The sequence below is a fragment of the Lysinibacillus sp. S1 genome, assembly GCF_044986265.1.
In the GTDB taxonomy this organism is placed as follows: domain Bacteria; phylum Bacillota; class Bacilli; order Bacillales_A; family Planococcaceae; genus Lysinibacillus; species Lysinibacillus capsici.
On sequence record NZ_CP173154.1, the window covers coordinates 1044519 to 1063697 of the forward strand.

Here is a 19179-nt window from a genome sequence, read left to right on the forward strand (position 1 = left end):
CTCCTCCAATATGTCTTGTTCTAGCCATTAGTATGAGTAATAAAAGATGTTGGCTATACACTCATTGTTCCCGACCGACAATATTTCAAACATCCTTCATGAGAAACGATTTAGAGTAAGAATATTTCAACTATTCTATGAAATTATTTCACTTHCCVAAWTAGYTTCGTTATAATGAAATCACTTATATGTAAAGGGGTGTCCATAAATGAAAGTTTTACCATTACGAAAAGATGTTGCAGTAGAGGAAACTTGGGATTTAACAGATTTATTGAGCAATGAGGCTGATTTTGAACCTACCTTAGCACAATTAGTGGAAGATGCACTTAGCTTCGAGCAACAATACAAAGGTACGATTACAAATGCACAAAAAGTAATCGACGTGTTAACAGCCTTTGAAGAGCTACAAAAAAAGTTTGTTCCGATTGGCACATATGCAAGCTTAAATCTTGAGACAGATCGCACAAATGATGTAGCACAAATGCGTGCGGCAAAGTTTGGTACAGCTATAGGAAAAGTCAGCAGTGCACTATCCTTCGTGCGCAGCGAGTTACTGGCATTGGATGAAGCTGTTTTACAAGAAGCAGCGACATTAAGCCCTCTTTACAAACGATATCTAGAGGAATTATTAAAACGAAAACCACACCAGCTCCATCCTGAAGTGGAAAAAGCGCTGGCAGCCTTCAGTGCCACATTTGACGCGCCATATAAAACGTACAATACGACGAAATTAGTGGACATGGATTTTGGCGAATTTGAAGCCAATGGCGAAAAGCATCCTCTTAGCTTTGTGCTGTACGAAAATGACTGGGAGTTTGAAGCAAATACAGATGTACGCCGTGCTGCCTTTCAAGCTTTTTCAAGCAAGCTACGCGATTACCAGCATACAACGGCACAAGTATATAACACACATATTCAACAAGAAAAAACAATGGCTGACCTAAGAGGCTTTAATTCTGTCATTGATTATTTATTATTTGATCAAGATGTCGATCGTTCGCTCTATAATCGTCAAATTGATTTAATTACAAAAGAGCTTGCCCCGCATATGCGTCGCTATGCAACGTTAATTCAAAAAGCCAACGGAATCGACCAAATGACATTTGCAGATTTAAAAATTGCGCTGGATCCTGAGTATGATCCAAGATTATCAATGGCTGAGGCAAAAGAATATGTTGAAAAGGCATTAGCCGTTATGGGTGAAGACTATAATCAATTAATGGAGAGAGCTTTTAATGAACGCTGGATTGACTATGCGCCAAACAAAGGAAAATCTACAGGGGCATTTTGTTCAAGTCCGTATGGAAGCCATCCTTATATTTTAATGTCTTGGAATGAACAAATGAATGAAGTCTTTACACTTATTCATGAGCTTGGTCATGCTGGACATTTTGCAAATACGTATGAGCATCAATCTTATCTTAATAGTCGACCATCTCTATACTTTATTGAAGCGCCATCGACAATGAATGAAATGCTGTTAGCGAATTATTTACTAACACATAATGAAGATCTGCGCTTTAAACGTTGGGTAATTTCCAATATTGTAGCGAAAACATATTATCAKAACTTTGTTACACATTTACTAGAAGCTGCCTATCAACGCAAAGTATATGAATTAATTGATGCTGGAGAAGCAGTTAATGCAACCATCCTCAATCAATTAAAACGTTCCGTGTTGGAAGATTTCTGGGGTGATACAGTCGCTATTTCTGAAGGTGCTGAACTCACATGGATGCGTCAGCCGCACTATTATATGGGCCTTTATCCATACACATATAGTGCAGGGTTAACCATCTCCACACAAGTGTCTCAACGTATTTTAAAAGAGGGCGCTCCAGCTGTTGAAGATTGGCTAGCAGTTCTTCGGGCTGGCGGTACAAAATCACCAGTGGAGTTAGCGCAAATGGCTGGTGTTGATATTACGACTGACCAACCACTTCGTGATACAATTGCCTACATTGGCCATTTAATTGATGAGCTTGAACGTCTAACAGTGGAAATCGAAGCGGTTCAGCAATAATTTAACTAGAAAACGGTCCTGCCTATTCAAGGTATAGATCGTTTTCTTTTTTTAGTTCTAAGTAGAAAAATACGTACATATACTAGAATCAGGGCGTCCCTCTATATTTTTTAGATATTTCAAAATAGACAATCATTTTTCTTCATACAAAAGTACCGTTATTATTAAGAGTACGCAAATTATTTAGCAATATACGATTAACAATGATTAAAGGAAGTGTTCTAATTATGGTAAAACGTAATGATCCATGCCCATGCGGTAGCGGCAAAAAATATAAAAAATGTTGTGAAGGCAAACAACAAGTAACAGTGGAAGCAGTACAAATCGAAGAATTAGAGCGTGTGCTACAAACATTTTACTTAGAATATCCAGAACGTAAAGATGTTCGTGCCTATATTGAGCATGTGGGCACATGGCAGCCTAAATTAGAGAGCGTTTTACAGCGAGAGCTTATTGAAGCCATCGCTTTAGACGACTTTTTCTTCCATCAAGAGCCATCTATTTGGAAAAATTATTTGAAGAAAACGAAGAAAAAAGCGGTAAGACCTTCTACAGTCAAAGTACTTGAAGATTGGTCTCAGCCTACTTTATTTATTGGTACGGTGTCTGTTGTTGAGGAAAAATATTTCAAGGCTAATCATATACTTACAAATGATGAGCTTTATATTCGACGTGAAAATAACAAACCGATTCCTGAAGGTATGCATGTATTTGCCTTCATTTTACCAGATGGCACGAAGAAATCGGCTCATTATTTAGCTGTGTCTACACTGATTTTCTTCCCAGAGGATCATGCGAAGGTCTTTGAAGAATTTAAGAAGCGCTTTGAGGCTTCAGAGAAGAAGGTTGGCTCCTTCTTAAAAGAAGAGCACCTAGCATTTTGGGAGTTATTAGTATCAAATGGCTATAAAGGTGAGGAATTCTCAAACTTTGAGAGCAATGTCCTGACACAAGTAAAAGACTTCCTAGAGCAAAATGAGCGTGAAACAGCACCGATGCTTGAGCTTTTAGAAGACTATTTAATTGAAGGTCAACCGACTGCGCGTAAAGAAGCGGCCATTGCAGCTGGTGCTATTCGTTACGGTCAGGAAAAGGAGCTGTTTGAGTCCCTTTCTATGACGGTAAAAGAAATCGCTGCGACATTCGATATTTCGGCTTCCTCTCTTACAAAGTATTACCAAGATCTAAGCAGCTATGCTGAAACGAAATAATCTTGACAATTAAAGAAGCTACATGTACTAGCGTTTTGCTAATACATGTAGCTTTTTCTCATGTGTTTATTTGCTATAAACTTTTAAAAGTTCTTCCCCTAGGAACTGTAGCTTTTCTCCAACTGAACAGGCTTCAATGCAGAAACGATGAGCCCCTGGTTTACCACGTTCTTTACGTAATTGCTTAATCACTAAGCAATCCGAACAAAACGTATCATGCAGTTCATCAATATCCTTCATAACCGTCACTTTATCCATGTTGAACTCTCGCTCCTTTCACGTCCAAAATTCACTTCCTACTATTATGAAGCGTTCAATTTCAACAAGCAACTATTTTGTTTACTTCCTACGTATTTTTTTCAAACACGAATTGCCCCACAAGGATGCTTTGCCCATAGCCTTGTTGTACAATTATAATGAAGTCAAAACGCAAAGTAGGGATGATATGTTAGAAGTTTATATAGATGCTGCCAGTGCAGGAAATCCCGGGCCAAGTGGGATAGGAGTATTTATTAAAGGTGAAGGTCACCAGATCCAAATCAGCGAGTATATTGGTGAAACAAACAACCATATTGCTGAWTTTTCKGCATTGGTTCGTGGTCTTGAAGAAGCACAAAAGCTAGGCTCCCCTCTTGTCTCGGTGCGTTCAGATTCCAAAATCGTTGTTGCTTCTATGGAAAAAGAATATGTGAAAAATGAGGAATTTAAACCTTATTTAGAAAAAGCTTTAGCGCTTGCCACTAGCTTTGATTTATTCTTTATCAAATGGGTGCCCGACTCACAAAACAAAGCGGCCGATGCCTTGGCACGAAAAGCAATCCAAAGCAAAAATGGCTAGCTCATTTCACAGGACTGTTCTATAGGAGCAGTCCCTTTTTCTTTTCCCTATTCTTTAGTTACTTACTATCCCCCAATTTCATAATTTTATGATATTCAAAAAAATGCTAGAAAACGCCGCTCATTTTCTGATTAATCCAAAACGATATTGACATTGTTAGAGTACGATGTTATCCTTTAACACATTAGTAGTTTAGCAAACGAAAGCGTTAGATTATAGGGGGAAACTAAAATGAAACGTGTATTGACTTTATTTATGATGCTGACAGCTGTCATCGTTTTAGCAGCATGCGGTACTTCAAAAGAAAAGACAGCAGAAAAAGACGAAACAGCAGCAGATCAAGAAAAAATTATTATTGGAATTGACGATAAATTTGCACCAATGGGCTTCCGCGATGATAAAAATGACATCGTTGGATTCGATATTGATTTAGCTCGCGCTGCAGCAGAGCATATGGGCGTTGAAGCAGAATTCCAGCCAATCGATTGGAAAACAAAAGAGGCTGAATTATTAAGTGGACGTATTGATTTAATATGGAACGGTTATACCATTACAGATGAACGTAAGGAAAAAGTTTTATTTACAAAGCCTTATCTTGAAAACTCTCAAGTTGTAATAACAAAGGCAGATTCAAAGATTACGAAGCTAAGTGATTTAGCTGGACAAGAAGTAGGTATTCAATCCCTTTCTTCTGCAGCCGATGCATTAAACGGTAATCMAATTCACAAAGAAGTGAAAAAAATTACGGAATTTGCGGATAATGTTTTAGCATTATCAGACTTAAAAACAGGCCGTGTTGATGCTGTGGTAATCGATGCTGTAGTTGCAGAATATTACATGACACAAGAGCCTGACACATTCAAATTATTAGAGGAATCACTCGCACCTGAGCAATACGGTATTGGTGTGAAACCAGGAAATGAAGCCTTATTAGAAAAACKAYAARCCGCGTTAGACAAAATGAATGAAGACGGTACTGCGGCTGACATTTCAACAAAATGGTTCGGTGAAGATAAAGTATTAAAATAATGACAGGATACATCAACTGTAAGAGTTTCCTTAGCGGAACTCTTACTCTTTTTGGAGGGACATCGTTATGGCGGATTACTGGCAAACTATGATATTACCGATGCTAGAAGGGGCAAAAATGACAGTTTTACTGTTCTTCATTGCCATTCTGGTATCGATTCCATTTGGCTTTTTACTAACACTCGCCGTAAAAAGTCGGATAAAACCACTCGCTTGGCTTGCACATACGTATATTTATATCATGCGTGGTACACCACTATTACTACAATTATTATTAATTTGCTTTGGTTTACCTATGCTGCCAGTAATCGGTGAATATTTAGTACTCGATCGTTTTGTGGCCGCTTGTCTTGGCTTTATTTTAAATTATGCTGCCTACTTTGCAGAAATATTCCGTGGTGGTCTTCTTGCCATCGATAAAGGACAATATGAGGCAGCCCAGGTACTCGGTTTATCCAAATGGCAAACGACGACACGTGTTATTTTGCCACAAATGTTTCGTGTCGCCTTACCCGCATTATCAAATGAATCCGTTACACTAATTAAGGATACAGCCCTACTTTATGCAGTTGCTGTTCCAGAATTACTACATTTTGCGCAAACAGCTGTCAATCGTGACTTCACAATTACACCGTTCTTTATTGCTGGTGCAATTTACTTAGTCATGACCCTTGTCTTGACGGTGTTCTTTAAATGGCTAGAAAAACGCTTTAAATTCGAATAGAGGTGACACATATGGCATTAATGGAAGTAACAAATTTGAAGAAATCTTTCGATCAGGTGGAGGTTCTGAAACAAATTACATTTTCAGTAGAGAAGAATGATGTCATTGCAGTTATCGGTCCCTCTGGATCTGGGAAAAGTACAATGCTTCGAAGCTTAATACATTTAGAAGAAATCGATGGTGGCAGTATTGTAGTAGATGGCGATTATTTAGTGCAAGATGGTCGATATACAAAGCCACAAGACATCAAAGCAATCACAGCTAAAATGGGGATGGTCTTTCAACACTTTAACCTGTTCCCCCATTTAACCGTTCAGCAAAACCTTGAAATGGCACCGAGCTTATTAAAAACAGAATCGGCAGAAGCCATTACAAAACGCTGTCAAGATTTACTACAAAAAATTGGTCTTGCCGACAAGGCCAAGGCTTTTCCAGCTAATCTTTCTGGCGGCCAAAAACAGCGGGTAGCAATTGCACGTGCCCTTATGATGAATCCTCAAATTTTATTATTTGATGAGCCTACCTCTGCCTTAGATCCTGAGCTGACAGGCGAAGTATTAAAGGTTATGAAAAGCCTAGCAGAGGATCAGATGACGATGATTGTGGTAACACACGAAATGGGCTTTGCACGAGAGGTAGCAAATAAGGTCGTCTTTATGGATGGTGGTCAAATTATCGAATCCGATCATCCAGACAACTTCTTTACAAACCCTCAAAACGACCGTACAAAGGCATTTTTACAAAAGAATTTTAACTAAGTTAAGGGAGAGTTGGCTTATGCCGCTCTCTTTTTTTATCTTCTTTACGTACACAAAAGGAATAGGACTCGCATGTATCCTATTCCTTTATTACATTATTCATTTGGAAATTTCGGTAGGTAAATCATGACCTTAAATAAATCACCATCTACTTGAACTAAGAATTTGCCATTCTGGATGTGAATAAGGCTTTCAGCAATCGACAACCCTAATCCGCTACCTTGACTTGATCTTGATTCGTCACCTCGTTTAAAGCGTTCCATTAACTCATCAACTGAAATATTTAATTCATATGCTGAAATATTTTTAAATGTCACAAGTATTTCATTCCCTACGTCTTCAACACCAATATATACCCTTGATGTAGGCAGTGCGTATTTAAAAATATTCGAGAATAAGTTTTCGATGGAACGCCATAGGAGTTTACCATCAGCCTTCACATACACTTTTTCTGTTGGATGGGCTAACTTAAAATCTAATGACGAGGCTTCAATTTTTTCATCCATTTCTCCAATTCCTTGCGTTAGTAATGAGACGATATCAATCCGTTCTAACTGAACAGGTATACTACCACTTGATGCTTTAGCCGCTTCAAATAAATCATCCGTTAAAAGCTTGAGTCTTTTCGATTTTTGATCTAACACATCTACATATTCTTCAATCATTTTAGGATCGTTTTCTAATTTCAATAAATCAACATACGTAATAATTGACGTTAAAGGCGTTCTAATATCATGCGAAACATTCGTAATAAGTTCTGTTTTTAAACGCTCACTCTTGATTTCACTATCCACTGCCTTTTTTAACCCATCTGTAATACGGTTAATATTTTCTGCAAGTTGATTAAACTCCCCTTTTCCGTCAACTTCAATTCGATGATGAAGATCTCCATTTTTAATTTGCTCTACGCCCTCTTTAATGCGGTTAAACGACTTCACCTTTCTCATTGCCAACCAGGCAGCAATCCCCATCGTAATAGGAAACATGAAAAACGTAGCCGCTACTACTAATGGATAGCCAATAATTAGCAGCACAATTTTGACGCCTGTACTGCCACTGTCAAAAACATGTTTCAVCAAAATAAATAGCTTTTTGAAAAGTTGATAGAGGAGTGTATGCTGAAATAACGTTCTATTTTTAATATGCTTTACGAGTGATAAAATCAATAGTAAGCCAATGATAAAAATAGGCACGGTGAAGAACATGTACATATCACGGAAGACTTCAACAATCATGGCGACCCACATCGCTGTTAAGCAACCGATAAGCACAATATTAAGATCATTATAAAGTTTATCTATGACATGGAAATGAATTTCTTCTTTATCAAATGGCGTTCTTCCAATAACTATGATTAAATACACAAAACATAAAATAAACCCTGCTAGAAATACTATCCATTCATTCAGAAAACCTTGGGCAGCCGCTTTATCTTTTTCCCATTCCGATATTTTTTGCTGTAGGTAAGAATCTTTAAAGGCCACATAAATAACATCTGTTTGTGGGTTCAACATGTTAACTTCGTGTGTAAAGTAATCCAAGTATTGACTTTCTTTCACTTCATTTGGGTAAAGCTTTTGTTGATAATCTTCAAATAACATATAGGCATCAAAGGATTCAAATTGCTCTTTCTTCGTGAGATCACTATTGGAGAACTTATGTTCACCGTCACTCGCATAAAACACAATTCCTTCATAAGCTTCGAGCGAACTGCGTAATTGATAAAAATTTCTTACCTGTTCTGTCATACTTYCATYTTTTGTTCTASCAATGTCTTTTGCATATTTTTCCTGATAGATGTGCTTATTTTCCTCTTCACTCAAATTAGGATTATATCTGTAAGAATTGCGAAAATCATAATATAATTCCTCTTCGATTCTTCTATTATCCTCTTCTGTTAGTGTTTTCCCACTTAAAATATATTCTTCACTTTTGTATTTTCCGATTAATTGCGCTAAAGGAGCAATAATGCTGTAACTTTCATCTGCGAATGCTCGACTTTCAAAATAGTTATCTTGATTTATACTACTAAGATGAATCTCATTAAATTCCATGTTAATCATTACTCTCGCTATACCAGTTAAACAAGCGACAGCAATTAGAAACACAACTACTTTCGTAATAAGTGCATGACTAATACTTCTCAACTTTCTCAACCTTATACCCAACTCCCCATACAACTTTTAAATACTTCGGCTCTTTTGGATTAATTTCAATTTTTTCTCGAATCTTTCGAATATGAACCGAAACCGTATTTTCAGGATTAATAGCCCTGACATTCCATACCTTTTCATAAATTTCTTCAATCGTGAATACTCTTCCAGCATTGGCTGTGAGAAGCTTTAAGATTTTATATTGCACTGGTGTCAAATGAACCTCTTGTTTATCAACAGTAATGATTTTCTGTTCATCATCAATCACAAGACCACCCGTTTGAAATACAGCACTACTCCTCTCAAGACTTCCAAAGGTCGTATACCTTCTGAGCTGCGATTTCACTCTAGCCACAAGTTCTAATGGATTAAACGGCTTGGCCATATAATCATCTGCTCCGATATTTMATCCCAGTATTTTATCWTAATCCTCTGATTTAGCAGAAAGCATAATTAACGGAATCATATTATCTTGCCGAATCTTCATCGTCGCCGTAATCCCATCCATTTTGGGCATCATAATATCCATAATAATAAGATGAATAATGTGATCTCGAATAAGATCGATTGCCTCTATCCCATTGTAAGCTTTGAATACTTGATAGCCCTCATTTTCTAAATAAATGCTAATCGCCCTAACAATTTCTTTATCATCATCACAAATCAAAATGTTCAACTACATTCACTCCTCCACCGCTTTAGGTTCATGTCAATCACCCCTATAGGATTCGTATAAGGATATAATACTAATTWAATCTTAACAAACTCAGACATCAATTCTTAAGATTTTCTTAGTGTTTTCCTTTATGCACACTTTATGTCAAATACAAATTCGAAAAAATCGACGAATACATAAAAAATGGAGAGCTGGTTTGAGCGGCTCTCCTTTAATCGTCAAATATACAATTCATATTATTCAGCTTGAGATTTCAATCAAAATAGGTAGGTAAATGTAGATTATTTAAATGACGAAAAGCTAATTTTACTTGTGATTCGGTATTTCTAGCCATTGATAGAGAGGGCGTTCATTTTCAGCTAAGAACGCAACAGCGTTAGTTTCTATGCCTTCTTCTGCACGTCCTCCAATGATTTCACATTGGATAAACATTTTATAGACATGGTAGAGAGATGGTGGCTGAGGGTGGCACTTCTTATCAAATACACTTATGAGTTTGATTGCTTTTACATCAAATCCCGATTCTTCTTTCGTTTCTTTGATGGCTACTTCACTAGGTGTAAAGCCGATGTCGCCCCAGCCACCTGGTAATGACCAATCACCATCCATTTTTTCTTTAATCATTAATATTTTATTGTCCCTAAAAACCACCGCACGAATATCTATTTTSGGGGTCGCATAACCCGTCTCATTAGCAAATAAATCACGTATAACTGTCTTATCGATATCTGTATGGTGTGCTATAATGTCAACGCTTATTTCTCTTAATGATTCAAACCCTTTCCAAGTCATAAATATCCTTCGAATAAGTTAGTCCTGCCTGTGCAATTGATTGTGGCTGTTTTGCCCACTCAAGCCATTTAGGTTCCATATATTTTGTTTCCCAAAAATCATTGTAGTCAATGACAATTAAATTTACATTATTTGAAAAAAACCGTTTATCCATGTTATAATTCTTAGTGAAGATGTATATAAGTAAATAAGACCATTGGTGCTGGAACACCAATGGTCCTAGTAACAAGATGAATCGCTTCAAAGGCGATTTGCAAAGTGATGAAAGTAAACCATCTCACATGCTGGCGAGGCAGGGGCGGTTTACTTTTTTTGTGTAAAAGTAAATGACAATGCAAGTACAGAAACAATAAGTGTTGAAAGACTTATCGCAACCATTATTGCTTCAAAAATAGTCAAAGGCATCAACTCCTTTCTCTTCCATAAGTTGAATGAGATAGGTTAATATTGTGCCAACCGCCCATGAAACCTCTATCTAGTTACTCTCTTATTATACCATATTTTGGTCTAAAACGGCCACGCTACATGATTGCCTATAATCATAAAAACAGTTGGGACAGGCCCAACTGTTTTACTATATATTCACTATTTTTTTCGGTTTCATCTTTGCAAGTCGTAATAGATAAATAATAAAGACAACCCCTAGTAAGCCTGCACCTGACAAGTAAACTGAAGCATAGCCTGCCTGCACGGCTACCATTCCTAAAATATAAGAACCTAGTGCGATTCCAAGGTCAAACATCGTAAAATAGGTTGCTGTAGCATAGCCACTTCGCTGGATGGCTGTGGATTGAACGGCTAATGCTTGCAAGCTTGTCGTCACAGCACCATAGCCGAAACCTACAAAAATAGCAGCACTCAAAAATAATACGGGCCCCTCTACAAAAGCGAGCATAACGAGCCCGATGGCGAAGGAGATAATGCCGGGAATAATAACAAATTGTGGTCCCTTCGTATCATAAAGTTTACCTGTGTACGGACGCGTAATTAACATGGATGCAGCAAACACCGCATAAAAAAGACTGGCCACAGCCATTAAATCCTTTTGCTGTGCATAAACCGATAAAAAGGATAAAACACTGGCATACGAAAAGGCTACTAAACTAGCAATCGCAGCAACAGGTAACGCTTTTCGCTCAAACAAATCATCAAATTTAAAGGTTAGTTTTCCTTCATGTGCAGGTTTCGGTAAATCATCAGTATTGACCGTTAACGCTAGAATTCCTCCTGCTAGAATACAGATACTCATAACGATGAACAATACGTTAAAGGTACTATATTGTATTAATAATAGTCCGATAAATGGACCAATAACGACAGCTAGATTTGTAGACATCGTGAAATAGCCAAGGCCTGCTCCTTTTCGTTTAGCTGGAACGATATCAGCTGCTAAAGATCCTGCAGCTGTTGTAATAATACTAAAGAAAATCCCTTGTATAAAACGTAGACCAAGTAAAAGGCCGAATGGATGAATAAATAAATATAAGACGGTACATATAAAATAGCCCACGAKTGAGAGGACTAACAGTTTTTTCTTACCAAATACATCCAACAGTTTTCCTGAAAACGGGCGTACAATAATAGCTGACAATAAAAAGCCAGACAATAGAAGCCCTGCCTCCTTATCTGTCTGATGTAGCTCCCCTATTGCATAAAGCGGCAAAGTCGTTACAAGTCCATAAAATACAAAAAAAACTGAGATATTCGTTAAAAATAGACTAATGAAACGCTTCGTCCATATTTGTGTATTCTCTTCTTGCTGCATGTCCATCAACCTTTCATTTTTTCCAATAGCTTCAAAAATTGCTCTTGTTCTTCGGCAGTTAAAGAACCTACCATTTCCTCCTCAAACGCTCGAATAGTCGCTGTAATGGCTGGTAGGCGCTCCTCTGCTTGTGTGGATAAAGTCACTATCTTTTCTCGTTTATCCTCACCATCTAATCGTTGTACCCAGCCCAATGCCTCAAGCCTTGTAATCGCCCTGGTGATACTTGGCGCTTCCACATTTAAATATTTCCAAATTTGCGTCAGTGTCATCGGTCCATTTTTATGTAAGCAATATAAAATGGTCCACTGAGAACTATATAAATGATGCTGCTTCAGCACTTCATTTAAGCAATTAGTTAAATAGCGATTTTTTTGGAATAAAGCATGGAAAATTGGATTCATCACCATCTACCTCCTAAAATTATTTACCTAGCTAAACAAATACTATACGCTTCATTTTTTTCTTTGTAAAGGAAGTAATTTGCCAAGATGGCTTGACCAGGAGCAGGAAATTTTTTGCATGTGTCGAATAAAAGTTAATAAACTTTCAATGTAAAGGAGATGGAATCATGGGGAAAAAAGTTTTAATACTTGCAGGAGATGCCGTAGAGGCTTTAGAGATTTTTTATCCTTATTATCGTTGTCTTGAGGCAGGCTATGATGTCACAATTGCAGCACCATCAGCTAAGAAATTACAAACTGTACTACACGATTTTGTAGATGGCGTGGATACATACATCGAGCGACCTGCCTATGGTTTAGAGGCACATGCTTCTTTTGCTGATGTTGATCCAACCCATTTTGATGGATTGATTATTCCTGGTGGTCGTGCGCCAGAATACATTCGTTTAAATGAGCATGTGCCAACACTCGTATCCCACTTTTTCGAAACGAATAAACCGATTGCAGCCGTTTGTCATGCGGCACAAATTTTCGCAACGATTCCTGAAGTGCTAAAAGGACGTGAGCTGACAGCCTATATTGCTTGCAAGCCAGAGGTGCAAGTGGCTGGCGCTACTTATATTGATGCCAATCTTCATACAGATGGCAATTTAGTAAGTGGACATGCATGGCCTGATTTGCCAGGCTTGATGCGTGCGTTTATTCAAAAGCTTGAAAATTAAATGAATGAGGATGCCTTTTCTGGGCATCCTTTTTTTCATGACGTGCTTTCTTGTAATTCAATTTTTTCTACCTTTTGTGTTGCACTTTGATAACTAATTCTTACATAGACACCAAATTCCTTATCGGGTTGCTTGAGCCAAAGCTTAAACTTTTCGATTGTTGACGCCCCATGTACTTCTTTACCCTCATGCAAATAATCGATAATTTTGGCTGAAGGATATTTTGCCTTTACCTCTTTGATGGCCATTTGTCCCCATTTGGCATAGGCTGGAGGTGTTTCTTGTTGTGCATTTGCGACCATTGCTGTTTGTATGAACACAGTAAGACAAACAAGCACAATCCCAAGTAAATATAACTTCCTCACTTGAATCACTCCTTTAAAAAATAAGCGCTCCAAAAAGCTTTGGAGCAGCTTGTCTTTATTGCTTTGGCTGTTGAGGGTTATTATGAATGACCTGGTTAAACTCTGCTGAGTACTCTTCACGATCATTCTTTTTATGTGTATCTTCCTTCTTTTTCTTTTTAAAGCTTGTTTTTCTCTTTTTTGCCATGATTTGTACCTCCGCTATTTCGTTTTATTGGACTGCTGGTTTTTATCATGATTCGTTTTATTGTTTTTATTTTTAGCTTTTGCATCAAATTCTGCTGCGAATTCTTCGTTTAAGTTGTCATTCGGATTGTTGTTATTGCTATTACTTCGATCAAGATCCTTACTTTTGTAAGTACCAAAAGGATTATGCGTTCGCATATTCATGGTTTTACTGTTATTTCGATTATTACGTTTCCCCACGTAACATCACCTCCTGCACATAATTTGTTCAAATTGAGGCGTTACTATGTAGGTCAGTTTCTTCGCTAATTGTAAAAAAATGAACATGACTAATATGTATTAGTCATGTTCATTCATATTTCGTCCCTAGACAATTGTATATTCTGTAATGTTGAGCAATGCTCCGACAGCGCCTGAAAAACCATGATCGTTAATAAAGACAGGTGTATGCTTTTTCGTACGTGTATAATTTGCAATCACACGGGCAAGATGAGCATTATTACTGAGAGTTGATCCAATATAGACAATATGCTGAGCCTTTTTTTCTTCCGCATATTGAATGCTAAGCGTGGTAATAACTTCACCTACTAGACCCTGAACCGTCGCTATAATATCCTCTGCAGGATGTTTCATGGACTGGGTAATGCCTACTTTCCCAAAATTGCTTGCAGTTAAATGACCATCAATAGGTGTATCCATGCCCTGATAAATGTCCTTAACTAATAAATCAATGCTCTCACGATGGCCCTTGTCAGCCATTTCTCGTATTTCATTGTAATCTGTAATCCCTGTTGTAAGCGCTGACAATCCAATTAACGTCCCACCACCAACACCTGTCCCGCCAACGCGAATATGGGTATTGCCCTCCATGTAATGAATGGAAGTGCCTGTCCCGATATTGGTAATCATGCTACGCTCAAAAAAGTAGCCTTCTTTATTTAGTAAAAATCGGACACCCTTTAATGTTGCTTCAAATTCCACTATATAATGAATCGATTTCATTGTTTTAATGACATCAAGTAATTGCTCTGTACGTCCCCCCGTAACACCAATATCCTCAATATCTGGATGATCGATAATCCATTTTTTTACAGATTGCAGATCATTAGACGGAAAGGTTGTTAAAACAAGTTCATTGTGTTGATCTAAATAAGCAACCTTTGTCAATGTGCCGCCTGCATCAATACCTATAGCCTTTGGCATACAATTCTCCTTTGTTTTTATTACGCAACTTTGTCATATAATGATTGCAGTTTACGCGAAGATTAAGGCAACTATTAAAGTACATGCCCTCTTTGGTACGAAGGATTTTGCAAGGAGTTTTGTGTGCCAAAATCCTGACCAATTAATTTGTTCGTACAAAAGCTAAACGCTCAGTACAATCCCCCAAATTGTGTAATGACATTTTCGCCCSTTCTAAWCTGTAACGCTGTTDAAATGAWHGKGCRATAACTTCGTAAACTTTCATGAAAAAATCATGGAAAATATCAAATTTTTTCTATATGATAGCTGAATTTTAATGCATTTCTAAAGCTTTATTATCATTCTACTAAAAAAATAAAGCTTTGTTAAAGCATAATGCTGTTTTTGAAATTTAACGAATATTCTAAAGCGGAATATGAAGATTTATATAAACAGATTCCAGGAGAGCACTCATTAGTGCTTGAAATGAAGAGATTAGCTATGCACGATGCCTATCATATTAAGGCGCTTTGGGTGGTTCATGAAATAGTGATGGGAGAGTCCAAATCGGACGTTCCACTATTTAAATCTTGAAATGTAAAAAAAAGTGAAAATGCACTGCTTGAACAGGCACTTTCACTTTCCTAAAACGATTAATTAGCGTGCTGAATAGCCACCATCAATGACAAGCTCGGCACCTGTAATGTAAGAAGCTTCATCAGATGCTAAAAATAAAATAGCATTCGCTACTTCTTCTGGTTGGCCAAGGCGACCCATTGGTGTTGCTCTTACTAACATATCCATTGCTTCTTTTGCTTCTGATAATTTAGCAGTCATTGGTGTTTCAATGACACCAGGGAATACTGTATTGACACGAACATTGAAAGCACCAAGCTCTGATGCCGCTGCACGAGCAATCGCACGTAAAGATCCTTTAGAGGCTGTATAGGCATTAAAGCCAGCGCCAATAATTGCTGTGTAAGAGGATGTATTAACGATAGAGCCTTTCCCAGCTTCTTTCATATAGTTAGAGGCATGTTTAATGCCCAGGAAAGGTCCAAAGGCATTGATATTATGCATGATTGACCAATCCGCTTGTGTAATTTGATCTGGCCCTTTTTCGGATGAAATACCAGCATTGTTAATTAAAATATCAATGCGACCATATTTCTCCACAATGGCTTTCGTCACTTCTGCCCAGTTTTCGTCAGAGGAAACATCTAATTTCATCCCCTCTACATGGTCAAGCTCAGAAATTTTTGCTAGGTTATCTTCATTAATATCAGCTGCAATTACCGTAGCACCCTCTTGGGCAAACAATTTCGCCATTGCTGCACCCATACCAGATGCGCCACCAGTAATCATCGCAATTTTGTTATCTAAACGTCCCATTTTTCTAAACTTCCTCTCTTCTGTAATGTGGTTTAACTTATACTTTCGTCCACAATGAAAGTATAGATTTAAATAGTTTACTATTAAACTATATCACTTTTAGGAAACGTTTTCAAAGAATATCTCTCTAAATATGAACAATCTGTTTTATCTTTCCCTATTTTTACGATACGATATACTATAGATGTGGAACCATTTGAACGGAGGAATACAAGTGAACGAGCAAAAAAGACTTTACAAAGAAGCGATGCAGGTTTTGAAAGATACAAGCCGCACGTTTTATATACCTATTACATTTTTAAAAAATGATTTAAAGATATCAGTGGCTGCAGCCTATTTAGCAATGCGTGCTATTGATGAAATTGAAGACCATGAAGAACTTTCTAATGATGTAAAATTTGATTTACTGTCAGCTACGAGTGAATTACTAAAGGACAATTTCAATAACGAAGCCTATCAGTCATTACTTGCACCTTATGCAGAGCTATTACCTGAAGTATCCCTTCGTTTAGCAGATTGGCTGACATTTTGCCCTGAGGAATCCAGAAAAATTGTACAGGCTTCCACAAGTGAAATGGCTTTTGGGATGGCAAAATGGGCAAAGGCGAATTGGCAGGTCCGCACACGTGAGGATTTAGACGATTATACATACTACGTGGCTGGGCTTGTAGGGACGATGCTGTCTGAGCTTTGGGCATGGGGTGCAGGCGTTCAAACGGATCGCGAGCTAGCAATAGGCTATGGCCGTGGATTGCAGGCTGTCAACATCTTACGTAATCAGCATGAGGATTTAGATGAACGTGGTGTAAGTTTCGTACCAGAGGGATGGACACGCGAGGATTTATTTGCGTATGCAGAAGAAAATTTAGCCAAAGCAGATTTAWRYATRAARGWTATCAATAAACGTACTATTCTGCTATTCTGTCGCCTACCACTTGCCTTAGCGCACAAAACACTAAAGGCAATGCAAGAAGGACGAGAAAAAATGACTCGTGCTGAGGTAGAGCAAACTGTTGAAGAGGTACAGGCAGACTAACATGAAAAGCCCCAGTAAACGATTACTGGGGCTTTTCTTATTTATATCGCATCAATAAATCTTACAATTAATTCATAGCTGAAATAGATGGATAGCATCGATAACAACATCAGTACGATACCTTCTACCTTGCTACCAGTTTTCGTTGTAAGTGGAAAACGAATGGAGACAGTTGCAGGGAAAAATAGTTTAACCCCTTTTTTTGTACACATATCAAGTATGATATGACTAGCCATCCCGATAATTACTCCAATAGATATCGCTCGATAGGGAATCAACATATGTAATAAAACCATCATGCTTATTAAAAACAACAAACTATGTGTAAAGGAACGATGTCCAAATACTGTATTCACTAGCTTCGCGATGAGGGGAAATGTTCGACCTATTTTACTACCTCTATGACAAATATCTGGAAGTAATGCACCAATAACCCCCGCACCAACTAAGACAAGTGGGTTATCATTTGAAAACTGAGCAAAGGCAAGACTTGCTGTAATGCCCCCAACGATATGGGTATTCCCTTGCATAAATTACTTCCACTCCTTTTCTCTTATTTTTCCTTCTTAATGTAACATAATTCGACACAAAAGGGAACATACATTCCGAACGTACGCTCGAAACTTTTTCCACTCTGATTGTATAGCTAGTTAAATTATGGATAAACATAGTGATGGAGGTTAAATATGAGAGCTTATAAAGGAATACTTTTTATTTTCATCATTTTGTGTGGTAGTGCTTTGCTTTGGTATTTTAGCAAACCGATGGCACCGATTCATCCGTTGAACACACTTAGTCATGTCATTGGTGGCTTAGCCATAAYTTGTTTATTTCTTKTATTYTTATTAGCTAYAYGAATAAAAWTGTTAKWGCSATRGTTTRGTGGTCTTGWGYWTGTCTATTTTTATCWTAAATTCTTTGTAATCATTTTACTTGTATTTATTCTTTTTCATTGTTAATAAAAAAAAATGATTCCTGATGAAGAGCTAACGCAACAAACACCACTCAACGAATTCGCAAAAGATCTTGGCGAGCTTGCTCAATACGGCTTTATCTTCCTAATCATTCTTGCCTTTATTGCAAAATTCCTGAAGTACGAGCATTGGCGCTGGCTTCATCGCTTATTACTTGTACCCTATACATTGGGTATTTATCATGCTTATTTTTCTAGCCACTATGATTTATTACAACCCTCAGCTTTAGGGATTTTTACAGCATTAACAACTACAATTGGATTTATGTCAGCCCTTTATATGCTGACAATGTATCAGGATATGTTCTTTCCCTATAAAGGTCAGATTTCATCTATTCAAAGGCTGACTCCTGAGATATTGGAAATTAAGTTGAAGCTTACAAAACAGCTGGATTATCGACCAGGACAATTTCTCTTTCTGAAAGTCTTTCAAGAGGGTATCGAAAAAGCACCACATCCCTTCTCTATTTCTGGAGGGTGTGGACAACAAATCAATCTTACAATGAAAGCTATTGGAGATTATACCAAACAGGTCTACAACCTTATTCAGGTTCATACAGAGGTTGCTGTAGATGGCCCCTATGGTCATTTTGACTTCGGCAACGGGAATGCACAGCAGCTATGGATTGCAGGTGGTATGGGCATCACCCCATTTCTTGCCTATTTACACACGCAGCCTGATAAGAAAATTGACTTATATTATTCTTTTCACGGGCAAGACAATGTCATCTACAAAGATTTTTTAGAGGATTATGCACAAGCAAATGACCATTTTACTGTCACATTTATTGATACAACACAGCGCAATAGACTCTCTGTTGATGAGTTATCCGTTTCTCCACAAACTAGTATTTATATATGTGGACCAGAAAAAATGATCAAGCATTTCAAATCGGCTGCACCTAAGAAAAATGTAAAATGGGAAGCTTTTTCATTTAGATCTTAAAAAG

The 19179-nt window shown here is 37.6% G+C and carries 20 protein-coding genes and 1 pseudogene; 9 read left to right on the plus strand and 12 right to left on the minus strand.

Annotated features, from left to right (window positions below; all coding sequences use genetic code 11):
* The first annotated feature begins 208 nt into the window (after positions 1–208).
* Together pepF and ACHZEU_RS05620 are read left to right on the plus strand one after the other, a co-directional pair.
* On the plus strand, positions 209–2023 hold the full coding sequence (pepF, locus tag ACHZEU_RS05615; protein WP_404804164.1) for an oligoendopeptidase F: 1815 nt from the start codon (positions 209–211) through the stop codon (positions 2021–2023).
* Positions 2024–2250: 227 nt separating this feature from the next.
* A complete protein-coding gene (locus ACHZEU_RS05620) occupies positions 2251–3234 on the plus strand; it encodes an SEC-C domain-containing protein (RefSeq protein ID WP_004269384.1) in 984 nt (327 codons plus the stop codon).
* A gap of 66 nt (positions 3235–3300) precedes the next feature.
* On the opposite strand, the gene ACHZEU_RS05625 is transcribed toward ACHZEU_RS05620, so the two are convergent.
* The gene (locus tag ACHZEU_RS05625; protein ID WP_048390078.1) at positions 3301–3492 is read right to left on the minus strand and encodes a zinc-finger domain-containing protein; all 192 of its coding nucleotides are present in this window, start codon (positions 3490–3492) and stop codon (positions 3301–3303) included.
* Between the two features lie 187 nt (positions 3493–3679).
* Between ACHZEU_RS05625 and ACHZEU_RS05630 the strand changes: the two genes are divergently transcribed.
* The 4 genes from ACHZEU_RS05630 to ACHZEU_RS05645 all read left to right on the plus strand — a co-directional run bounded on the left by ACHZEU_RS05630 (position 3680) and on the right by ACHZEU_RS05645 (position 6583).
* Entirely contained in the window at positions 3680–4072 is a 393-nt protein-coding gene (locus ACHZEU_RS05630) for a ribonuclease HI family protein (protein WP_404804574.1), read from the plus strand.
* 231 nt (positions 4073–4303) lie between these two features.
* On the plus strand, positions 4304–5101 hold the full coding sequence (locus tag ACHZEU_RS05635) for an amino acid ABC transporter substrate-binding protein (protein ID WP_404804165.1): 798 nt from the start codon (positions 4304–4306) through the stop codon (positions 5099–5101).
* A 67-nt stretch (positions 5102–5168) separates the two neighbouring features.
* A complete protein-coding gene (locus ACHZEU_RS05640; RefSeq protein WP_004269380.1) occupies positions 5169–5825 on the plus strand; it encodes an amino acid ABC transporter permease in 657 nt (218 codons plus the stop codon).
* A gap of 11 nt (positions 5826–5836) precedes the next feature.
* Complete coding sequence (locus tag ACHZEU_RS05645) at positions 5837–6583, plus strand: amino acid ABC transporter ATP-binding protein (protein WP_054550806.1); 747 nt, start codon at positions 5837–5839, stop codon at positions 6581–6583.
* Positions 6584–6678: 95 nt separating this feature from the next.
* On the opposite strand, the gene ACHZEU_RS05650 is transcribed toward ACHZEU_RS05645, so the two are convergent.
* The 5 genes and pseudogenes from ACHZEU_RS05650 to ACHZEU_RS05670 all read right to left on the minus strand — a co-directional run bounded on the left by ACHZEU_RS05650 (position 6679) and on the right by ACHZEU_RS05670 (position 12373).
* Positions 6679–8739: a histidine kinase dimerization/phospho-acceptor domain-containing protein gene (locus ACHZEU_RS05650; RefSeq protein ID WP_404804166.1), complete on the minus strand. Its 2061-nt coding sequence runs from the start codon at positions 8737–8739 to the stop codon at positions 6679–6681.
* Entirely contained in the window at positions 8717–9412 is a 696-nt protein-coding gene (locus ACHZEU_RS05655; RefSeq protein WP_404804167.1) for a response regulator transcription factor, read from the minus strand. The genes ACHZEU_RS05650 and ACHZEU_RS05655 overlap by 23 nt, the downstream gene beginning before the upstream one ends.
* Before the next feature lie 253 nt (positions 9413–9665).
* Positions 9666–10283 (minus strand): annotated as a pseudogene (locus ACHZEU_RS05660) (NUDIX hydrolase).
* Between the two features lie 495 nt (positions 10284–10778).
* Positions 10779–11975: an MFS transporter gene (locus tag ACHZEU_RS05665; protein WP_404804168.1), complete on the minus strand. Its 1197-nt coding sequence runs from the start codon at positions 11973–11975 to the stop codon at positions 10779–10781.
* Positions 11975–12373, minus strand: a complete 399-nt coding sequence (locus tag ACHZEU_RS05670) for a MarR family winged helix-turn-helix transcriptional regulator (protein ID WP_004269373.1) — start codon at positions 12371–12373, stop codon at positions 11975–11977. Before ACHZEU_RS05670 ends, ACHZEU_RS05665 begins: the two co-directional genes overlap by 1 nt.
* Positions 12374–12540: 167 nt before the next feature.
* On the opposite strand from ACHZEU_RS05670, the gene ACHZEU_RS05675 reads away from it, so the two are divergent.
* Positions 12541–13095: a DJ-1/PfpI family protein gene (locus tag ACHZEU_RS05675; RefSeq protein WP_404804169.1), complete on the plus strand. Its 555-nt coding sequence runs from the start codon at positions 12541–12543 to the stop codon at positions 13093–13095.
* A 35-nt stretch (positions 13096–13130) separates the two neighbouring features.
* Here the strand turns inward: ACHZEU_RS05675 and ACHZEU_RS05680 are convergent, their stop codons facing one another.
* The 5 genes from ACHZEU_RS05680 to ACHZEU_RS05700 all read right to left on the minus strand — a co-directional run bounded on the left by ACHZEU_RS05680 (position 13131) and on the right by ACHZEU_RS05700 (position 16220).
* The gene (locus tag ACHZEU_RS05680) at positions 13131–13460 is read right to left on the minus strand and encodes a DUF3889 domain-containing protein (protein WP_112117750.1); all 330 of its coding nucleotides are present in this window, start codon (positions 13458–13460) and stop codon (positions 13131–13133) included.
* Positions 13461–13515: 55 nt separating this feature from the next.
* Positions 13516–13647: a hypothetical protein gene (locus tag ACHZEU_RS05685; RefSeq protein ID WP_004269370.1), complete on the minus strand. Its 132-nt coding sequence runs from the start codon at positions 13645–13647 to the stop codon at positions 13516–13518.
* Between the two features lie 14 nt (positions 13648–13661).
* Positions 13662–13886, minus strand: coding sequence for a hypothetical protein (locus ACHZEU_RS05690; RefSeq protein ID WP_004269369.1), 225 nt, complete (start codon positions 13884–13886; stop codon positions 13662–13664).
* Between the two features lie 126 nt (positions 13887–14012).
* Entirely contained in the window at positions 14013–14849 is an 837-nt protein-coding gene (gene coaW, locus ACHZEU_RS05695; RefSeq protein WP_036076313.1) for a type II pantothenate kinase, read from the minus strand.
* Between the two features lie 636 nt (positions 14850–15485).
* Positions 15486–16220, minus strand: coding sequence for an SDR family NAD(P)-dependent oxidoreductase (locus ACHZEU_RS05700; RefSeq protein WP_004269367.1), 735 nt, complete (start codon positions 16218–16220; stop codon positions 15486–15488).
* Positions 16221–16434: 214 nt separating this feature from the next.
* On the opposite strand from ACHZEU_RS05700, the gene ACHZEU_RS05705 reads away from it, so the two are divergent.
* On the plus strand, positions 16435–17256 hold the full coding sequence (locus ACHZEU_RS05705; protein WP_404804170.1) for a squalene/phytoene synthase family protein: 822 nt from the start codon (positions 16435–16437) through the stop codon (positions 17254–17256).
* Between the two features lie 41 nt (positions 17257–17297).
* Here the strand turns inward: ACHZEU_RS05705 and ACHZEU_RS05710 are convergent, their stop codons facing one another.
* The gene (locus tag ACHZEU_RS05710) at positions 17298–17786 is read right to left on the minus strand and encodes a metal-dependent hydrolase (protein ID WP_404804171.1); all 489 of its coding nucleotides are present in this window, start codon (positions 17784–17786) and stop codon (positions 17298–17300) included.
* Between the two features lie 438 nt (positions 17787–18224).
* Here ACHZEU_RS05710 and ACHZEU_RS05715 point away from each other — a divergent pair, with 438 nt between their 5' ends.
* Positions 18225–19175, plus strand: coding sequence for a hypothetical protein (locus ACHZEU_RS05715; protein ID WP_404804172.1), 951 nt, complete (start codon positions 18225–18227; stop codon positions 19173–19175).
* The last annotated feature ends 4 nt before the right edge of the window (positions 19176–19179 follow it).